15 protein-coding genes, 1 tRNA gene and 2 pseudogenes are annotated in these 15,736 nt (G+C 44.4%); 11 read left to right on the top strand and 7 right to left on the bottom strand.

Features of this window, described 5'->3' with window-relative positions:
* The first annotated feature begins 401 nt into the window (after positions 1–401).
* Positions 402–2,699: a peptidoglycan DD-metalloendopeptidase family protein gene (locus tag V7L31_RS16470; RefSeq protein ID WP_334697224.1), complete on the top strand. Its 2,298-nt coding sequence runs from the start codon at positions 402–404 to the stop codon at positions 2,697–2,699.
* A gap of 165 nt (positions 2,700–2,864) precedes the next feature.
* Positions 2,865–2,938 (top strand) — tRNA-Met (locus V7L31_RS16465).
* A 248-nt stretch (positions 2,939–3,186) separates the two neighbouring features.
* Here the strand turns inward: V7L31_RS16465 and V7L31_RS16460 are convergent.
* Positions 3,187–3,402: pseudogene (locus V7L31_RS16460) on the bottom strand (IS4 family transposase); the annotation flags it as partial.
* On the opposite strand from V7L31_RS16460, the gene V7L31_RS16455 reads away from it, so the two are divergent.
* The 7 genes from V7L31_RS16455 to V7L31_RS16425 all read left to right on the top strand — a co-directional run bounded on the left by V7L31_RS16455 (position 3,401) and on the right by V7L31_RS16425 (position 10,050).
* Positions 3,401–3,649 carry a hypothetical protein gene (locus V7L31_RS16455; RefSeq protein ID WP_334697308.1) on the top strand — a complete coding sequence of 83 codons (249 nt, stop codon included), beginning with the start codon at positions 3,401–3,403 and terminating at the stop codon, positions 3,647–3,649. The pseudogene V7L31_RS16460 and the gene V7L31_RS16455 sit on opposite strands and share 2 nt — an antisense overlap.
* Positions 3,650–4,040: 391 nt before the next feature.
* Entirely contained in the window at positions 4,041–4,664 is a 624-nt protein-coding gene (locus V7L31_RS16450; RefSeq protein ID WP_334697223.1) for a (2Fe-2S)-binding protein, read from the top strand.
* The gene (locus V7L31_RS16445) at positions 4,651–5,634 is read left to right on the top strand and encodes an FAD binding domain-containing protein (protein ID WP_334697222.1); all 984 of its coding nucleotides are present in this window, start codon (positions 4,651–4,653) and stop codon (positions 5,632–5,634) included. Before V7L31_RS16450 ends, V7L31_RS16445 begins: the two co-directional genes overlap by 14 nt.
* Entirely contained in the window at positions 5,631–7,844 is a 2,214-nt protein-coding gene (locus V7L31_RS16440; RefSeq protein ID WP_334697221.1) for a xanthine dehydrogenase family protein molybdopterin-binding subunit, read from the top strand. The genes V7L31_RS16445 and V7L31_RS16440 overlap by 4 nt, the downstream gene beginning before the upstream one ends.
* Positions 7,845–7,856: 12 nt before the next feature.
* The gene (locus V7L31_RS16435; protein ID WP_334697220.1) at positions 7,857–8,018 is read left to right on the top strand and encodes an MFS transporter; all 162 of its coding nucleotides are present in this window, start codon (positions 7,857–7,859) and stop codon (positions 8,016–8,018) included.
* Positions 8,019–8,191: 173 nt separating this feature from the next.
* Entirely contained in the window at positions 8,192–9,349 is a 1,158-nt protein-coding gene (locus V7L31_RS16430) for an XdhC family protein (protein ID WP_334697219.1), read from the top strand.
* Between the two features lie 5 nt (positions 9,350–9,354).
* Positions 9,355–10,050, top strand: coding sequence for a nucleotidyltransferase family protein (locus tag V7L31_RS16425; protein ID WP_334697218.1), 696 nt, complete (start codon positions 9,355–9,357; stop codon positions 10,048–10,050).
* Between the two features lie 96 nt (positions 10,051–10,146).
* Here the strand turns inward: V7L31_RS16425 and V7L31_RS16420 are convergent, their stop codons facing one another.
* Both V7L31_RS16420 and V7L31_RS16415 read right to left on the bottom strand, forming a co-directional pair.
* Positions 10,147–10,326, bottom strand: a complete 180-nt coding sequence (locus V7L31_RS16420; protein ID WP_334697217.1) for a hypothetical protein — start codon at positions 10,324–10,326, stop codon at positions 10,147–10,149.
* A gap of 20 nt (positions 10,327–10,346) precedes the next feature.
* Positions 10,347–11,336 carry an adenosine kinase gene (locus tag V7L31_RS16415; RefSeq protein ID WP_334697216.1) on the bottom strand — a complete coding sequence of 330 codons (990 nt, stop codon included), beginning with the start codon at positions 11,334–11,336 and terminating at the stop codon, positions 10,347–10,349.
* A gap of 204 nt (positions 11,337–11,540) precedes the next feature.
* Here V7L31_RS16415 and V7L31_RS16410 point away from each other — a divergent pair, with 204 nt between their 5' ends.
* On the top strand, positions 11,541–11,681 hold the full coding sequence (locus V7L31_RS16410; RefSeq protein ID WP_334697215.1) for a hypothetical protein: 141 nt from the start codon (positions 11,541–11,543) through the stop codon (positions 11,679–11,681).
* Here V7L31_RS16410 and V7L31_RS16405 read toward each other — a convergent pair.
* Together V7L31_RS16405 and aroF are read right to left on the bottom strand one after the other, a co-directional pair.
* A pseudogene (locus V7L31_RS16405) lies at positions 11,680–11,830 on the bottom strand (IS982 family transposase); the annotation flags it as partial. The gene V7L31_RS16410 and the pseudogene V7L31_RS16405 overlap by 2 nt on opposite strands.
* Positions 11,831–11,906: 76 nt before the next feature.
* On the bottom strand, positions 11,907–13,007 hold the full coding sequence (gene aroF, locus V7L31_RS16400) for a 3-deoxy-7-phosphoheptulonate synthase (protein ID WP_334697213.1): 1,101 nt from the start codon (positions 13,005–13,007) through the stop codon (positions 11,907–11,909).
* A 58-nt stretch (positions 13,008–13,065) separates the two neighbouring features.
* Here aroF and V7L31_RS16395 point away from each other — a divergent pair, with 58 nt between their 5' ends.
* Positions 13,066–13,251: a hypothetical protein gene (locus V7L31_RS16395; protein WP_334697212.1), complete on the top strand. Its 186-nt coding sequence runs from the start codon at positions 13,066–13,068 to the stop codon at positions 13,249–13,251.
* Between the two features lie 54 nt (positions 13,252–13,305).
* Here the strand turns inward: V7L31_RS16395 and trpD are convergent, their stop codons facing one another.
* Positions 13,306–14,397 carry an anthranilate phosphoribosyltransferase gene (gene trpD / locus V7L31_RS16390; protein WP_334697211.1) on the bottom strand — a complete coding sequence of 364 codons (1,092 nt, stop codon included), beginning with the start codon at positions 14,395–14,397 and terminating at the stop codon, positions 13,306–13,308.
* Between the two features lie 56 nt (positions 14,398–14,453).
* On the bottom strand, positions 14,454–15,695 hold the full coding sequence (gene trpB, locus V7L31_RS16385) for a tryptophan synthase subunit beta (RefSeq protein WP_334697210.1): 1,242 nt from the start codon (positions 15,693–15,695) through the stop codon (positions 14,454–14,456).
* Positions 15,696–15,736: the final 41 nt, after the last annotated feature.

Raw genomic sequence — 15,736 nt, 5'->3', positions numbered from 1 at the left:
TCGTGTTGAGAAGACGGATGACGTAGAAATATCTTGAAGATATCTACAGCAGGGGGCATGACTTTTCCAGAAGTCGACCGCAACTGAATTCTCCGCAGCGACTATGGACTTGGCAAATAGTTTGTCCAGTCCCCGCGATTGACGCAAGACAAGCGCGGACAATGGTAAAGAGTAAAATGTCCTAAGTGGTGTTAGGAGTGGTTCAGGCAAGTAAACACAGCAAATCTTAAGTTTTGCTAATACATGTAAACTTGTCTAAATCAGAGAAGCAGGTTAATCTTGCGTAAGCATCTCTGGTGAATGCGATCTCGATCTATCGTTCGTTGTGATCTAAATCATTGACTAGTATCCAATTGAAAAATCGAGGTCAGTTAAGCGCTAGTGATCATAGGAGGTCGTCTTTGAAACGAGCATTAAAAAAGAGAGTAAAAGCTGTGTTGAATAATAACCCCAACAGCGATGATGCCCCGGTAGAACTGCTAAATGTGATGAATCCAAAAGTTAACCGCCGGGTGCGGACAAAAGCCGCCATGATTGGCTTGGCAATCTCTATGGGAGCAACCAGCCTTTTGGTGACTCGACAAAGCGATCAAGCCCAAGCAGCGGTTCCAGTAGGCAGCCAAAAGGCAACCTCAGCGATTCCTGCTGTTCCTGACACTGAGGTGAAATTCGCCTCCACAAAGCTGGAGTCCCAAGCAGTCTCATCAGCGAGCGTGCCGGAAAATCCTGTTATCGTGGAACCAACGGCAGTTTCACAAGTGCCCGGGCTTGAAGCTAAATGGCAAGTCGCGGCGAGTGGAATGTCTTTGCAAGTTCCGGCGTCAAACACGTTTTCTCAAGCAACAGCAGTTTATAAAAATTCCACCTACCTGAAGCCCCAAGTGGCCCAGGGATTGAACAATACCTTAGCCGAGACTAGTTTCCCAACAGTCAATAATCTGTCTGACTATAGTGCTGATGATGTTGGTGCAAATGCATCACTAACTGCCCAGCCCCAAACAGTGGCAACGTCAACTGCGGCCAACAGTGAAATAAATGCACAACTTAAGGCGCAACAAGAGTTCGCCCTAAATCGCCTACAAGAAAAATCAAACCGTTTAAGAAAGAGTCTGGCACAGTTGCAGTCTGGGGAAACCAAAAATTTATCACAAACTGATATAGAATTGGCGCAGCCGACAACTGTGGTTGAAAATAGTGTATTAGCCCAGCCGAACACTTCTGATGATGCCAGTCAAGCGAACCTGATATCGAAGTTAAAACAGAAGACACAGGCAAGTGCATTTGTACCAGTACCCTCTACACCAACAGTTATTGCCTCCGCAACGACGCATACAGCCTACGAAGTAAAGCCTGGAGATACACTAGCAGCGATCGCCAGCAGACACAATACTTCAGTATCAGAACTAGTTAAGGCAAATAACCTAAATAATCCAAATGAACTGCAAATTAGTCAAAAACTAGTTATTCCTGCTGTTCAAGTTGAGACAACTGTAGCGAATAAGCCGGCTTTTGTAGAGTCCAGTCAAACTCCAAAGGCAGCCAGCTACCCTTTGAATATTGGTAGTGCTAACTCATATCTACCTAGTTCACCATCACCAACTATTACCAACAAAACTCCCATAGCCGTCCCTATACCGGTAACTGTTCAGGTTCAGGCAAATAGCGCGACCGACTTAGAAACAACTTCCCCCACAGCTAGGTCTTATGGCGTCGGTGGTGACACTCCAGTGCCAACAGCTTTTGTCGAAATGCAACAGCCGAAAACACCAGCAAATAAGGTAGCAAGGGCAAGCAATAACAATAATGACCGCTTGCGGGGCTTACAAGCGGAAATTCAGAGGTTACAGCAGAAATATCGCGCTCAACAGTCTGGGAACTTAGTTGTGCCAGAAGTAGCAACTGAAGCTAATAATGCTGCAATGCTCACTCCTGTTGCTACGCCTAATAATTTCGCTGTACCCAACTCTGTATCTCAACCAAATAGTGTAGCGATACCAATTCCAGTTCCTACACCTACTAGTAGATCCAACTATAGCGTTCAGCCAATTAAGCCCCAATTCCGTACTAGTGTACGTCCTAGCGAACCAGTAAACCCAGAGTTCCTGCCTAATCTAGGGTCTGCTAGTCAATGGACTCCCTCTCGCACTCAATCTGCTACAAGGGTTGCAACGCCTTCGGGAAGAGTCAATGCCTCTGACTCCTTAGGAAAGATGCGGGGAACAACAGTTTCTCCACAGACAATGCCGCCTTTGGCAGCAGTGGATCAATATCTGCCCAGACCCATTGACGAACTTACACCTCCTCCATCTACTTCGACCTTGGCTTATATTTGGCCAACGAAGGGCACTCTCACTTCTGGCTTTGGTATGCGCTGGGGAAGACCTCACAAAGGAATTGATATTGCTAACTCCACTGGCACGCCAGTCGTTGCCTCTGCTGACGGCACGATAGAAAAAGCTGGCTGGAACAATGGTGGCTATGGCAACCTCGTCGAAATCCACCATCCTGATGGCAGTTCGACCCGCTATGCTCATAACAGCAAGATTTTGGTGCAACCGGGTCAGCAGGTACATCAAGGAGAAATAATTGCCTTAATGGGTACTACTGGTCACAGCACTGGTACACACTGCCACTTTGAAGTTCATCCACCAGGCAAGGGCGCTGTTAACCCAATAGCTTTCTTACCGCAACGCCTGTAATTATGGCTGTCTGTAACTAAATTATTGCCTTGTTCGTTGAGGGAGGTAAACTCCCTCTTTTGCTTTTTATGTCCTCAGCAGGGATGAATATTCTAATAAAATTGTAAAATGGTCTAGTATTGAGTAAAATTGTATGCTATATTAAGAGGTGGTTTGAAAAAGCATGGCTCAGTAGCTCAGTTGGTTAGAGCACGGGACTCATAAGCCTGGGGTCGTTGGTTCAACTCCGACCTGAGCCACTTTAAAAGTAAGACTGCATAAGAGTTTCAGCTTCTAGTCATCAATAGTACTAGGAAGCTGAATTTCTATATAAGGCTCTTTTGACTATGAAATGACTATGCTTATTCAACAGCGTGATAGTCATGAAAGTTGGAATTGAAGCCTTGGAAGGTCGTTTAAGATTAAGATTTCCTAGAGTTTTATTTAATGGTAATCATAAATACTTATCATTAAATCTAACTGACACTCTTGCAATACCTCTGCCAATTTACGAGGATTCAAGGCCTGTAGAAACGTTATGAATACGTCCCAAAGAAGTAAGCTTGGCAAAAATTTGGGTTAATGAAATAGGCTCAGGGATTTCGAGAAGCATTTTTAAGATTTCACGAACATATCGAAAACCACGATGGTAAGCCTTAAGGTCAATAATGCCAGAACCGGGATTGAGTTGCTGGAAATTAGCGAGAAGATAGTGGGATAAATTGTCGATCCGGGTAGCACCCCGCGATGCCTTAGCTGCCGATTCCACTAACGCAGAGGTACGCGGTGCAGCTTATGGATTGCGTCAATCCCTCGATACTATCGGAGCATTTTTAGGGCCTTTAGCAGCGCGAGGTAGCGAAACCTTCAGTTGGGAGGGAGTTTATACTAATTTACAACCTGTCGGTGGACTCATGCCTTATGCCGAAAGTGTTGAGGGTTTAGTTGAGCAGCAGTTCGCTAGCAAATAGTGCGGCTCAATACTTATGGCATAAATCTTCTGATAGAGACACCATAACAAGATGAAATTGTATTCTATTAACAATGTCATTTTGAGGAAAATGCCTGTAAAAAAAGTGGTTTTCTATAAAAAATTAAATGTGGATTGGGCATTGGGGAATAGGGATTGGTGACTGGGAAGATTTGGATGCAGATTCAGACCCGAACCAAAACAATCAAGAAATTTATTGCTCAGTAGGCAGGTATCAATCCCCAGCCCAAGATAGTCTAGTATTCCCCAATTTCTCTACGAGACGCATTTATGAATAGGGCAGCAAGTTGGGCAATCGTGGGCGCGACCTGTGAAATTCTAGAGAATTACTCAATATTAATTATTACTCAACAAAACAATGGAGTAAACAAATGGGGTTTGTCTTAAGACGCCGCAAGTTAGGTCAATTGATGGTCTTCAGTACAGTAGCGGCTACAATCACTAATTTTGTAGAGAAAGCTGTAGCACAAACTCAAGTCAAAAAAACTACCCCAATGCTGACAACTTCCACTTCTGAAACTGTGAAGGTGACGCTACAAGTGAATGGAACACCACATAGTTTGCAAATTGAAGCGCGTGTTACCTTACTTGATGCACTTCGGGAATACATAGGATTAATTGGTACTAAAAAAGGTTGCGATCATGGTCAGTGTGGTGCTTGCACGGTGCTGGTTGATGGGCAACGTATTAATTCGTGCCTGACATTTGCAATTATGCACACTGACGCAAAAATCACAACTATTGAAGGTTTGGAACAAGGAAACAATCTGCACCCAATGCAAGCCGCGTTTCTGTCCCGCGATGCGTTTCAGTGCGGCTACTGCACGCCAGGACAGATTTGTTCGGCAGTGGGTTTGGTGAACGAAGGACACGCTAAATCGGATGCCGACATTCGCGAACTGATGAGCGGCAATATCTGCCGTTGCGGTGCTTATCCAAATATCGTGGCTGCTGTCCGCGATGTCTTAGAGGGAAAAAAAGATGCAGCCGTTTAGCTATAAGAAAGCAGGACAAGCAGAAAATGCTGTGGCTTTGGTAGCTCCAGATGCTCAAGCCTCGTACCTAGCTGGTGGTACTAGCCTCATCGATTTGATGAAGTTGAATGTCCAGACCCCAAGAGAGTTGGTTGACATTAACCCACTCCCACTGAGCAAGATAGAAGTTCAGGGTAACGGTGTGCGGATTGGAGCAACGGCAAGCAATAGCGATGTTGCTTATAATCCGATCGTTCAAGAGAGTTATCCTCTGCTATCAGAGGCGTTGCTGTCTGGGGCATCACCGCAACTGCGAAACATGGCGACAGTGGGCGGAAATTTGCTGCAACGTACCCGATGTTACTACTTCCGCGATCCTTCGATGCCCTGTAACAAGCGCGTTCCCGGTTCAGGTTGTGCGGCAATTGAGGGTTACAATCGCATTCACGCGATTTTTGGCGGTAGCGATCGCTGTATTGCCACCCATCCTTCTGATATGGCGGTGGCAATGGTGGCACTCGATGCTGTTGTGCAAACACGCGGGCCCAAAGGAGAGCGCAGTATTCCCCTTGTAGATTTTCATCTCTTACCGGGTAATACACCAGAAAGAGAGACAGTTTTACAACACGGAGAGTTAATTGTTGCCGTTGACTTACTTGCTTCAACCCTTGGGAAGCGATCGCACTATTTAAAAGTCCGCGATCGCGCCTCCTATGCCTTTGCAATGGCATCGGTTGCAGCGGCATTAGATATTCAAAATGGCATTATTCGCTCGGCACGCATTGCCCTTGGTGGCGTGGGAACAAAGCCTTGGCGTGCATACGAAGCGGAAAAAGCACTTTTGAACAAACCAGCAAACCAGGCAACATTTCAAGCAGCAGCATTGGCTGCGATCGCCGGAGCTAAACCTCAAAAATACAACGGCTTTAAAGTCGAACTGACTAAACGCACAATTGTGAAAGCGCTGACAACGGTAGGAGGGATGGCATGAATACAGGGGACACAAATACAGTTGTCGGCAAACCGCTCAATCGAGTTGATGGATACCTGAAGGTGACTGGTGGCGCACGTTATGCGGCTGAGTTTCCCATCGCCAAAATGACTTATGGCGTGACAATTCAAAGTGCGATCGCCAAAGGTAAAATAGCCCAAATCGATACAAAAGCGGCGGAGCTAGTACCAGGTGTATTAGCAGTTATTACCCACCTGAACGCGCCCAAAGCTTCTGGAGAAAAGGGCGGCGGTCGTAAGCTGCAAGTGCTACAAGATAACATTGTCCTGTATAGCGGTCAGCATATCGGTGTCGTCGTTGCTGATACATTTGAACGAGCTATGTATGCTGCCTCCCTCGTACAAGTTCGTTATGACGAAGAGAAACCAACCATCAATATGCGAGAAAACCTCGCTAAGGCATACTTGCCTAAAGGAAAAATCCCTAGAGAGGAGCCGCCCGATTCAACTCATGGCAATGTCAACCAGGGACTAGCGGCGGCTGCTGTCCGCGTCGAGCAAACCTATACGACACCGATCGAAAATCACAATCCGATGGAGCCTCATGCCACAACAGCAGTTTGGCAAGGCGATCAACTGCTGCTGTATGACGCAACTCAGGGAATCTTTCAGGTTCAACAAAAAGTTGCGGGGGCATTGGGAATCGATCCAAAGAATGTCCGTATTATGTCTTACTTTGTGGGCGGTGGCTTCGGTTGTAAAGGATCGGCTTGGTCGCACGTGCCACTAGCAGCGATCGCCGCAAAGCAAGTTAATCGCCCAGTAAAATTAGTTCTGGGACGGATACAGATGTATGGGCCTGTCGGCTTCCGACCAGAGACAATTCAACAAGTTTCTCTCGGTGCAACCCACGAAGGAAAATTGACTGCACTCCGACACGCCGGGACTTCACAGACTTCAACTTTCGATGAATTTATCGAGCCTGTTGGTAAAAGCGCCCGCATGATTTACGCTTGCCCACATATCGAAACCAGTCACCGTCTGGTTCAGATCGATCAAGGAACACCAACCTTTATGCGGGCCCCAGGCGAAGCTTCTGGGTCATTTGCCCTAGAATCGGCAATGGATGAACTAGCTTATACGCTCAATATCGATCCCATCGAGCTGCGTTTGCGTAACTATGCTGAAGTTGATCCTACTAAAAAACTCCCTTGGTCGAGCAAATCATTGAGAGAGTGTTACAAATTAGGGGCAGAAAAGTTTGGCTGGCAAAAGCGCAATCCCAAGCCCCGTTCGATGCGCGATGGCAATTATTTGATTGGTTGGGGTATGGCGACAGCAACTTATCCTACCAACCGTTCTCCGGCATCAGCGATCGCTCAGATTATGGCAGACGGTACAGCCGTTGTACAAAGCGGTTCGCAAGATATTGGCACAGGGACTTATACTGTAATGACTCAAGTTGCAGCTGAAGCACTTGGTCTACCAGTTAACAAAGTCCGCTTTGAATTAGGCGATACGAAGATGCCAGAAACCCCTGTTTCTGGTGGTTCGCAAACTGCCGCCAGCGTCAGTTCGGCGGTGCATTTAGCGGGAAATCAAGCTCGGAGTCAGCTTTTGCAACTAGCACTTGCCGATCAAAAATCGCCGCTTTATAGTTCAAAGGCTGAGGATGTGATTGCCCAAGATGGCAGCTTTTTCTTAAAAAATAAATCCTCTGCAACCGAAACATATCAGGCTATCTTGGCACGGCATGGAATGAAAATGATCGAAGCGCGTGCAGATGCCAAGCCTGGAGAAGAACAAAAAAAGTTCTCAATGCACGCATTTGGAGCGCAGTTTGCCGAAGTGCGCGTTGAACCTGATTTGGGTGAAGTGCGAGTATCGCGTTGGGTGGGAACTTTTGGGGTGGGACGCATCCTTAATGCTAAAACAGCCAACAGTCAACTAATTGGTGGGATTATTTATGGTATTGGTATGGCGTTAATGGAACATACGATAATAGACCCGAATCTAGGACGCGTTGTCAACCATGATTTAGCTGAATATCACGTACCAGTAAATGCAGACGTTCCCGATATTCAGGTGTTGTTTGTCGATGAACACGATCCACATATCAACCCGCTTGGTGTCAAGGGAGTTGGTGAAATTGGCATTACCGGCACTGCGGCAGCGATCGCTAATGCTGTGTATCATGCCACAGGTAAGCGCGTCCGTGATTTGCCAATTACATTAGACAAGCTGCTGTAGTTATGGTCATTGGTGAAGTACTGTGTTCTGCAAGTGGTGCGGTTACGAGATGGTGCGATTCGCTGGGGCATCTTTCATGATACATCTGAGCCGAATCGCTACTTAGAGAGATTTATCGTCGAGTCTTGGGTGAATCATTTACGTCAGTATGAACGCTTTACAGTGGCAGATTGAGAGATTCGCGAATAGGTTTTTGCCTTTCATCAAGGCGATGAACCTCCAGTTATTTCTCACATGATTTATGCTTACCAATCTTAAGAAGCGCGAACTGAGAAAAAACCATTGTTTTCATTGGGACTATTTGCTCAAACTGACAAAGTGCTAGCAACAGAAAAACAAACAATCAAATGAGTGAATTACAAGCAATCTTAGAAAGCTTCGAGTCAAGTCAAAAAAATGGTGAAATCACTTTTCTGGCGACTGTAGTTAAAACTCAAGGTTCAACCTATCGCCGACCGGGTGCTAAAATGTTGATGACAAATACAGGTCGGATAGTCGGAACAATCAGCGCTGGTTGCTTAGAAAACGACGTATTTGAGCATACTCAACAACGAATGTTAGACGGCAAACCAATTGTTGTTACTTACGATAACACCGCCTCGGAAGATATTCTGTGGGGCTTTGGTTTGGGATGCAATGGGATAGTGCAAGTTCTGATCGAACGTCTTGAGAGAGAAAGCACACCAAATGCGATCGCTTTTACACAAGAGTGCTTTCATCAAAAACATTTGGGTATTATTGCTACAGTCTTTGCTTTTGAAGGTGCAGTCAAGGTAAAACTTGGATCGCGCTTCTTGCTGTATCCAAATGGTAAAATTATCACTGATATCAAAGATCCAAATTTAATTGAATTTTTGATTGCAGATAGCCAAGTAGCCTTTGCTGATCAAAAGTCAAAGGTAAACAATTATCAGTTACCTTTAGGCAGTGTAGAAGTTTTCATTGAAGTCATCCAACCACCTACATCTTTAATAATATTTGGTGCAGGTTATGATGCTGTACCCGTAGCCCAGTTTGCTCAAGCATTAGGTTGGAACGTTACTATAGTTGATTGTCGAGCTAATGAGGCAACTAAAGCACGATTCCCTATGCCTTATGATGTTATTCTTAGTCGCCGAGAAATTGTACATAAACAGGTATTTATAAATGCCCACATAGTTGCTGTAGTGATGACGCATAATTATCTTGACGACCTAGAAATTTTGAAAATGTTGCTGCCATCTCCTGCACCCTATATAGGGGTTTTAGGCCCAAAGCTGCGTACTGAAAGATTGCTGGAAGATTTACGTCTGCAAGGAATAGATTATACTACTGAAGAATTAAAAAGATTACATAGTCCAATTGGGATTGACATTGGAGCAGATACACCAGAAGCAATAGCGATCGCCATTATTGCGGAAATTCAAGCAGTGCTAACAAACCGCAGTGGTAATTTTTTAAGAAATCGCAATCAACCAATTCACCAATGTTGTGAAAGCAACTCAAAATTGCTACTTACCACATAATTTTTATGACTGAGGAAATAGACAACGACAAATCAACCATAGCAATTATGATTCTTGCTGCTGGTGCATCTACACGGATGGGTACACCGAAACAACTATTGCTTTACCAAGGACGTAGCTTTTTACAATACATTACAGAAATGGCGATCGCTTCAGTTTGTCAACCTGTGGTAGTAGTACTTGGAGCCAATGCAGAACAGATTCATCCCCAAATTAAACAACTTCCCGTTAAAGTAGTTAAAAACTTGGATTGGGCTTGGGGAATGAGTGCTTCAATCAAGAGCGGTATTGAATTGTTAAATAATCTTCCGCAAAAATTAGAAGCAGTAGTTATTACACTTTGCGACCAGCCATTTGTTTCTCAGCAAATTATTAATCAACTTGTTGATACATATTATTCAACAAAAAAACAGATCATTGCTTGTGAATATGCCGGTACATTAGGTGTACCCGCTCTATTTGGTCAGAGATTTTTTACAGAGCTTGCTACTTTAAAAAATGCTTCAGGAGCCAAAATAGTTATTAATAATAACCTGAATGAAGTGTTTTCTATTCCGTTTTCTCTAGGGAATATCGATATTGACACACCAAAAGATTATGAACAATTGCTATCAATTACCAGAGGTACTGATTCTGCTCGTAGCGTAGCCACCAATTATTGTGCTTTTACCCAAAACTTGGACAAAAAGGACACGGTATAGTTCACGGCCTGTGACTTACAGCACTTCCGGCTATATTAGCAGCACCATACTTCACGGCGTTAATTAGCTAAGTTTTCAATTACCCGTCGTATCTCTTTACGGCTGCAATTGCTCCTGATAGCAGTATACAGAAACTACAATGAACCGCTCTCCATAAGCAAAGTTCAAATCCTCTACTACGTCCTGAACAAGGTTGTCTAAATTGCATTCTTCAAATTCAAACTTTAAGCTCTGCCCTGCCCGCAGCCGACTAGCATCGAGCAGATTTTGAATCATCGAAACTTTTCAAACACCCTCTAAGCAGTAACTAATGCCCTTAATTCCTCAGTTTTTAATCTAGGCCCATAGGATGTAACAATCTTAGAAGCCGCGGACGATGCTAATTTTCCGGCTTCTTCATAGCTCATACCTTGGGTAATTCCATAGAGAAAAGCTCCTGCATACATATCTCCTGCTCCCACTGTATCTACAGCTTTTACTTGAGGTGCAGTGATTTCGATTAATTTCTGACCATCAAATACTACTGAACCCTTGGCACCGCGAGTAATGGCAAATTTCTTACTCAGGGTTTTTAGTTTGTCTACAGCTACTTTAAAATCTTGTGTATCTGCTAGTTCTAATGCTTCACTTTCATTAGCAAAAATCAAGTCTAAACCAGACCCAATGATTTCTAATATACCATCTTTAAAAAACTTCACCATGTTGTAATCAGATAGGGACATGGTAGTTTTTACTCCCGCTTTCTCAGCTATTTCTCTAGCCTTTATAGCTGCTTCTTTTGCTGTGGGAGAAGTCACTAAATATCCTTCGATATATACATATTCTGAATCAGCAATCGCTGATGAGACTAATTCTTGTGTAGAAAATTCTCCAGTAATTCCCAAAAACGTATTCATGGTACGATCTGCATCGGGAGTTACTAACACCAAACATTTACCTGTAATTCCTGATTGGCGATCGCCATTTTTTAAGTTGGTATCTACCTGAGAGTTGAGTAAATCTTCGATGTAAAAGTCTCCAAATTCATCATTAGCCACTTTACAGGAATAAAAAGCTTTTCCTCCTAGTTGACTAATTGCCACCATTGTGTTAGCGGCTGATCCTCCACAACTCTTATGGCAATGAAGATTTTTGAGATTTTCCAAAATATGATTTTGACTATCTTCATCTAGGAGTGTCATTACACCTTTATCAATATTTAACTCTTGTAGTAACTCTGGAGATACTTCGTATTCTATATCTACTAAGGCATTACCGACACCATAAACATCATATTTATTGCCCATTGTTTATCTCCGAGAATAATTTCTGTCTGACTCGAATAGAACTGATAATAACAGATAGACTCGATTTCTCACAAAGAGATAAAAAATGGGGCTAGAACTGCAAAAATGTATGTAAGATAAGCATTTCAGCAGTTATAAAGTATGACCCCGACTTCAGATGCTCGTATACCAAAACAATAATTCTCCGTTGAAAAATCACGTCCAGTGGTAGTTAATTTCCAGGGTGGGACGGTAACATCAGATGCCGGGTTAAGCTTAATTAAGGAGGATCGCGCTCAAGATCATCAAATTGAGCGACGTACTTGTGTAAGCGGAATCACAATAGACTTCGCTACCAGGCAGTAAATTTAAGGGCGATGCCTTGATTCCCATTAAAGAACATCGCGGCGCAGATAGCCGAAGGCAATAATTTCTGCGTCGTTCATGACTCGACGACAATCTTCATTATGCCCGATCGCCTTCAACAGGTCGTCTGTGATAGCAGCCCTCCTCATTTTCTTCTTGGAGGGCATTTTATTACTTAATTGTCCCTAAGCCATTGCCCATAAGAGTAACTAGCAACTTGGGTTACTATTTTGAAAGTTCTGGCGTGAGGAGAATGTGGCTTTCGCCAATGCGATCAAATGCAGGTGTAGACCACCGTTCGACTACTTTGCCTAGAATTGACATTTCTTGAACTAAGCGGTCAAATTTATCAGGAGTGAGAGATTGAGGCCCATCGGATAAAGCTTTTGCAGGATTGGGGTGAACTTCAATCATCAAGGCATCTGTACCGGCGGCGATCGCAGCCATTGCCATCGATGGCACATATTCAGACCTACCAGTACCATGACTGGGATCAATCATAATCGGTAAATGGGTAAGCGATCGCAATACCGGAAGCACTGATAAATCTAAAGTATTGCGGGCATATTTACCATCAAAGGTTCTGATTCCCCGTTCGCAAAGAATCACATTAGGATTTCCTGATGCCATAATATATTCTGCCGCCATCAGCCACTCGTCAATTGTGGCAGACATTCCCCGCTTCAGTAGCACAGGTTTATCTTGAGCGCCTACCTTTTTCAGCAACGAGAAGTTGTGCATATTCCTAGCTCCGATTTGGATGATGTCAGCGACTCTCGCCACTGCTGATAAATCGGCAGCATCCATCAATTCTGTGACGATGCCCAAACCAGTAGCTTCTCGCGCTGCTGCTAATAAATCTAAAGCGCTTTCACCATAACCTTGAAACGCATAAGGTGAAGTGCGAGGTTTGTAAGCTCCGCCACGCAGAAACTTTGCTCCTGCTGCCTTCACTCGCTTTGCCGTTTCGACAATCATCGCTTCATTTTCAACAGAACAAGGCCCAGCTACCACTACGATCGGATGATGTTCGCCGAAATACACATGACCATTAGGTGTAGATACAACAACTTCGCTAGCTTGTCCATCTCGGAATTCTCGACTTACCCGCTTGAAAGGTTGTTGCACTCGTAATACTCGCTCAATCCAAGGGCTAAATTCCTGAACTTGTAATTTATCGATGCTAGTAGTATCACCAATTAATCCCAGCACAACTTTATGAGTGCCAATGCTTTTTTCTACCGTGACTCCCCAAGTGTCACTCAGTTCTTGGCTAATCCGAGTAATTTCCTCAACAGGTGTACCGCTTTTAAGTATGATAATCATGTGTTTTTCTTTGTGTATAGTTTGGGTGGATTAATCTTTACAAGTCGATGCATTAGCATTGCAGGTTGATGCATTGGCATTGCGAGTCGATGCATTGGTATTGCAGGTTGATGCATTGGCATTGCAGGTTGATGCATTGGCATTGCGAGTTGATGCATTGGCATTGCGAGTCAATGCATTGGCATTGCGAGTCGATGCATTGACATTGCAAGTCGATGCATTGGCATTGCAGGTCAAGATGTAGGGCAGCTTTAGAAAATTTGCGTGTACACCGTAGCTTTTTGTAGGAGAAGTTTGTTTAGCGTAAAAATTCTGCAAGTTGTTCTAGTTTTGTCCAAGCTGCGCCACTTTGCAGAATTTCTTTAGCAAGGGCAATACCTTTAACACAACCTGCTAAAATATCAGTCTCCCTATCAATGGCTTCACCAACTTGCAGGGCTAAGGCTGTATTTAAAGCGACTATATCTTGCTGCGCTTGCGTCCCTTTACCTTGGAGAACTGCCTTTAAGATTTCGGCATTTTCTGGGATATCTCCACCGCCCAGCGCCGCAGTTGGTGCAAAACTCAAACCAAGTTCTTGAGGATTGAGCGTTAGGGAACGCACTTTTTTATCTTGGAGTACAGCTAAATCAGTGACATCTGCTAAACCAGCTTCATCTAAACGTTCGCGTCCGTGAAGGGCGATCGCTTGCTGACATCCTAATTGGGATAAAGCTTGAACAATCTCTTCTAGTAAAAGCGGGTCATTCACACCAATAATTTGCCCTGTCGGCCGCATCGGATTTACTAGCGGGCCGAGCAAGTTAAAAACAGTCCGCACTTTCAAAGTTTTTCGCAAAGTTGCGATCGCTTTCAATGCAGGATGCCAACCGGGAGCAAACAAAAAGGTGATGCCAACTTCACCTACTGCGGCTTGCACTTTTTCAGGAGTGGCGTTGAGATTTATACCCAAAGCTTCCAACACATCAGCTGAACCAGCTTTGCTAGATGCCGAACGATTGCCATGTTTGGCAACTTTTACTCCGGCGGTGGCTGCAACAAAGGCGACAGCAGTAGAAATATTAAAGGTTGAAGCGCCATCTCCACCAGTTCCACAGGTGTCAATTAGGGGGACTGGGGATTGGGTACTGGGTACTGGGGATTGGGATTGCAAGACGGTGGCCATGCCAACTAATTCTTGTGCAGATACGCCTTTAGCTTGAATTGCGGCAAAAATCGCTCCTGATAGAACATGAGGAATGGCATCTGTGAGCCAACCATGCATCAAATCCGCAGCTTGGGAAACCGTTAACGATTGCCGATTTAACAACTGTTGCAATAAAGCTGGCCAGTTGTACAACTCAGAAGGGATGGAGATGTCCTCAGATGGAATTAGAGTTAGAGCTATCATATTGGTTATTGGTCATTCACGAAGGACAAATGATAAATGACAACAAGAAAAGAAAATTAAGGAATCAAGACTTTAGCAACAGTTTGCACATCCTTGTCACCTCTACCGGAACAATTGATAACGATGCGAGGGCTGCCTTCTAACTGAGGACAAAGGGTTTCTAGATATGCGATCGCATGAGCAGTTTCTAAGGCTGGAATAATCCCTTCTAGTTGCGAAAGTCTTTGAAATGCATCTAACGCCTGCTGATCGGTAACGCTGTAATACTCAGCGCGACCAAGATCCTTTAAATAACTATGCTCAGGCCCAACGCCAGGATAATCCAGTCCCGCGCTAATTGAATGGGCTTCTATGACTTGACCATCATCATCTTGCAGTAAATAGCTCATTGCTCCGTGCAACACACCTATTTTTCCTTTTGTCAAGGTAGCAGCGTGTTTTTCTGTGTTCACACCTTCACCCGCCGCCTCTACTCCAATTAGGCGAACTGAAGGTTCATTCAGAAACTCATAGAACAAGCCGATTGCATTGGAACCTCCACCCACGCAAGCCAGTAGAATATCTGGTAATCCTTGCCATTTCTCCTGGGATTGAGCGCGAGTTTCTATACCAATTACAGCATGGAAATCACGCACGATCATCGGGTAGGGATGGGGCCCGGCAACGGAACCCAGGATGTAATGGGTTGTTTCTACATTCGTCACCCAATCGCGAATTGCTTCAGAAGTTGCATCCTTGAGAGTTCCCGTACCTGCCTTCACTGGATGAACTTCTGCCCCCATCAACTTCATGCGGAACACGTTGAGGGCTTGCCGTTCCATATCCTGGACGCCCATGTAAACCACACATCTCAAACCAAACCGCGCACATACAGTTGCAGTCGCTACGCCGTGTTGTCCTGCACCTGTCTCTGCGATAATCCGTTGCTTGCCCATGCGTTTAGCGAGTAACACCTGAGCTAAAGCATTATTAATTTTGTGAGCGCCTGTATGATTTAAATCCTCACGCTTTAAATAAATTTGCGCTCCCGTGCCATCTGGTCTAGCGTAGTTTGTTGTCAAGCGTTCCGCAAAATATAATGGGCTGGGTCGTCCCACATAGTCGCGCAGTAAGTTTTGCAGTTGGGCTTGGAAACTCGGCTCGTTGCGATATTGATAAAATGCTGCTTCCAATTCACTTAATGCAGGCATTAAGGTTTCAGGAACATATTTACCGCCGAACTTTCCAAACCTGCCTAAAAAGTCAGGTAGCACGGTTGTAGGTGAAATGGTCGTGTTGATGTCTTGTATGCTTACCATTGTTTAAAATCCTTTCGTGTTCAAGTATTTTTTACTTTCGT

The sequence above is a fragment of the Nostoc sp. genome, from assembly GCF_036916655.1.
Taxonomy (GTDB): domain Bacteria; phylum Cyanobacteriota; class Cyanobacteriia; order Cyanobacteriales; family Nostocaceae; genus Nostoc.
Note: the sequence above shows the minus strand (reverse complement) of the source record. Positions and strands in the feature narration are given on the sequence as shown.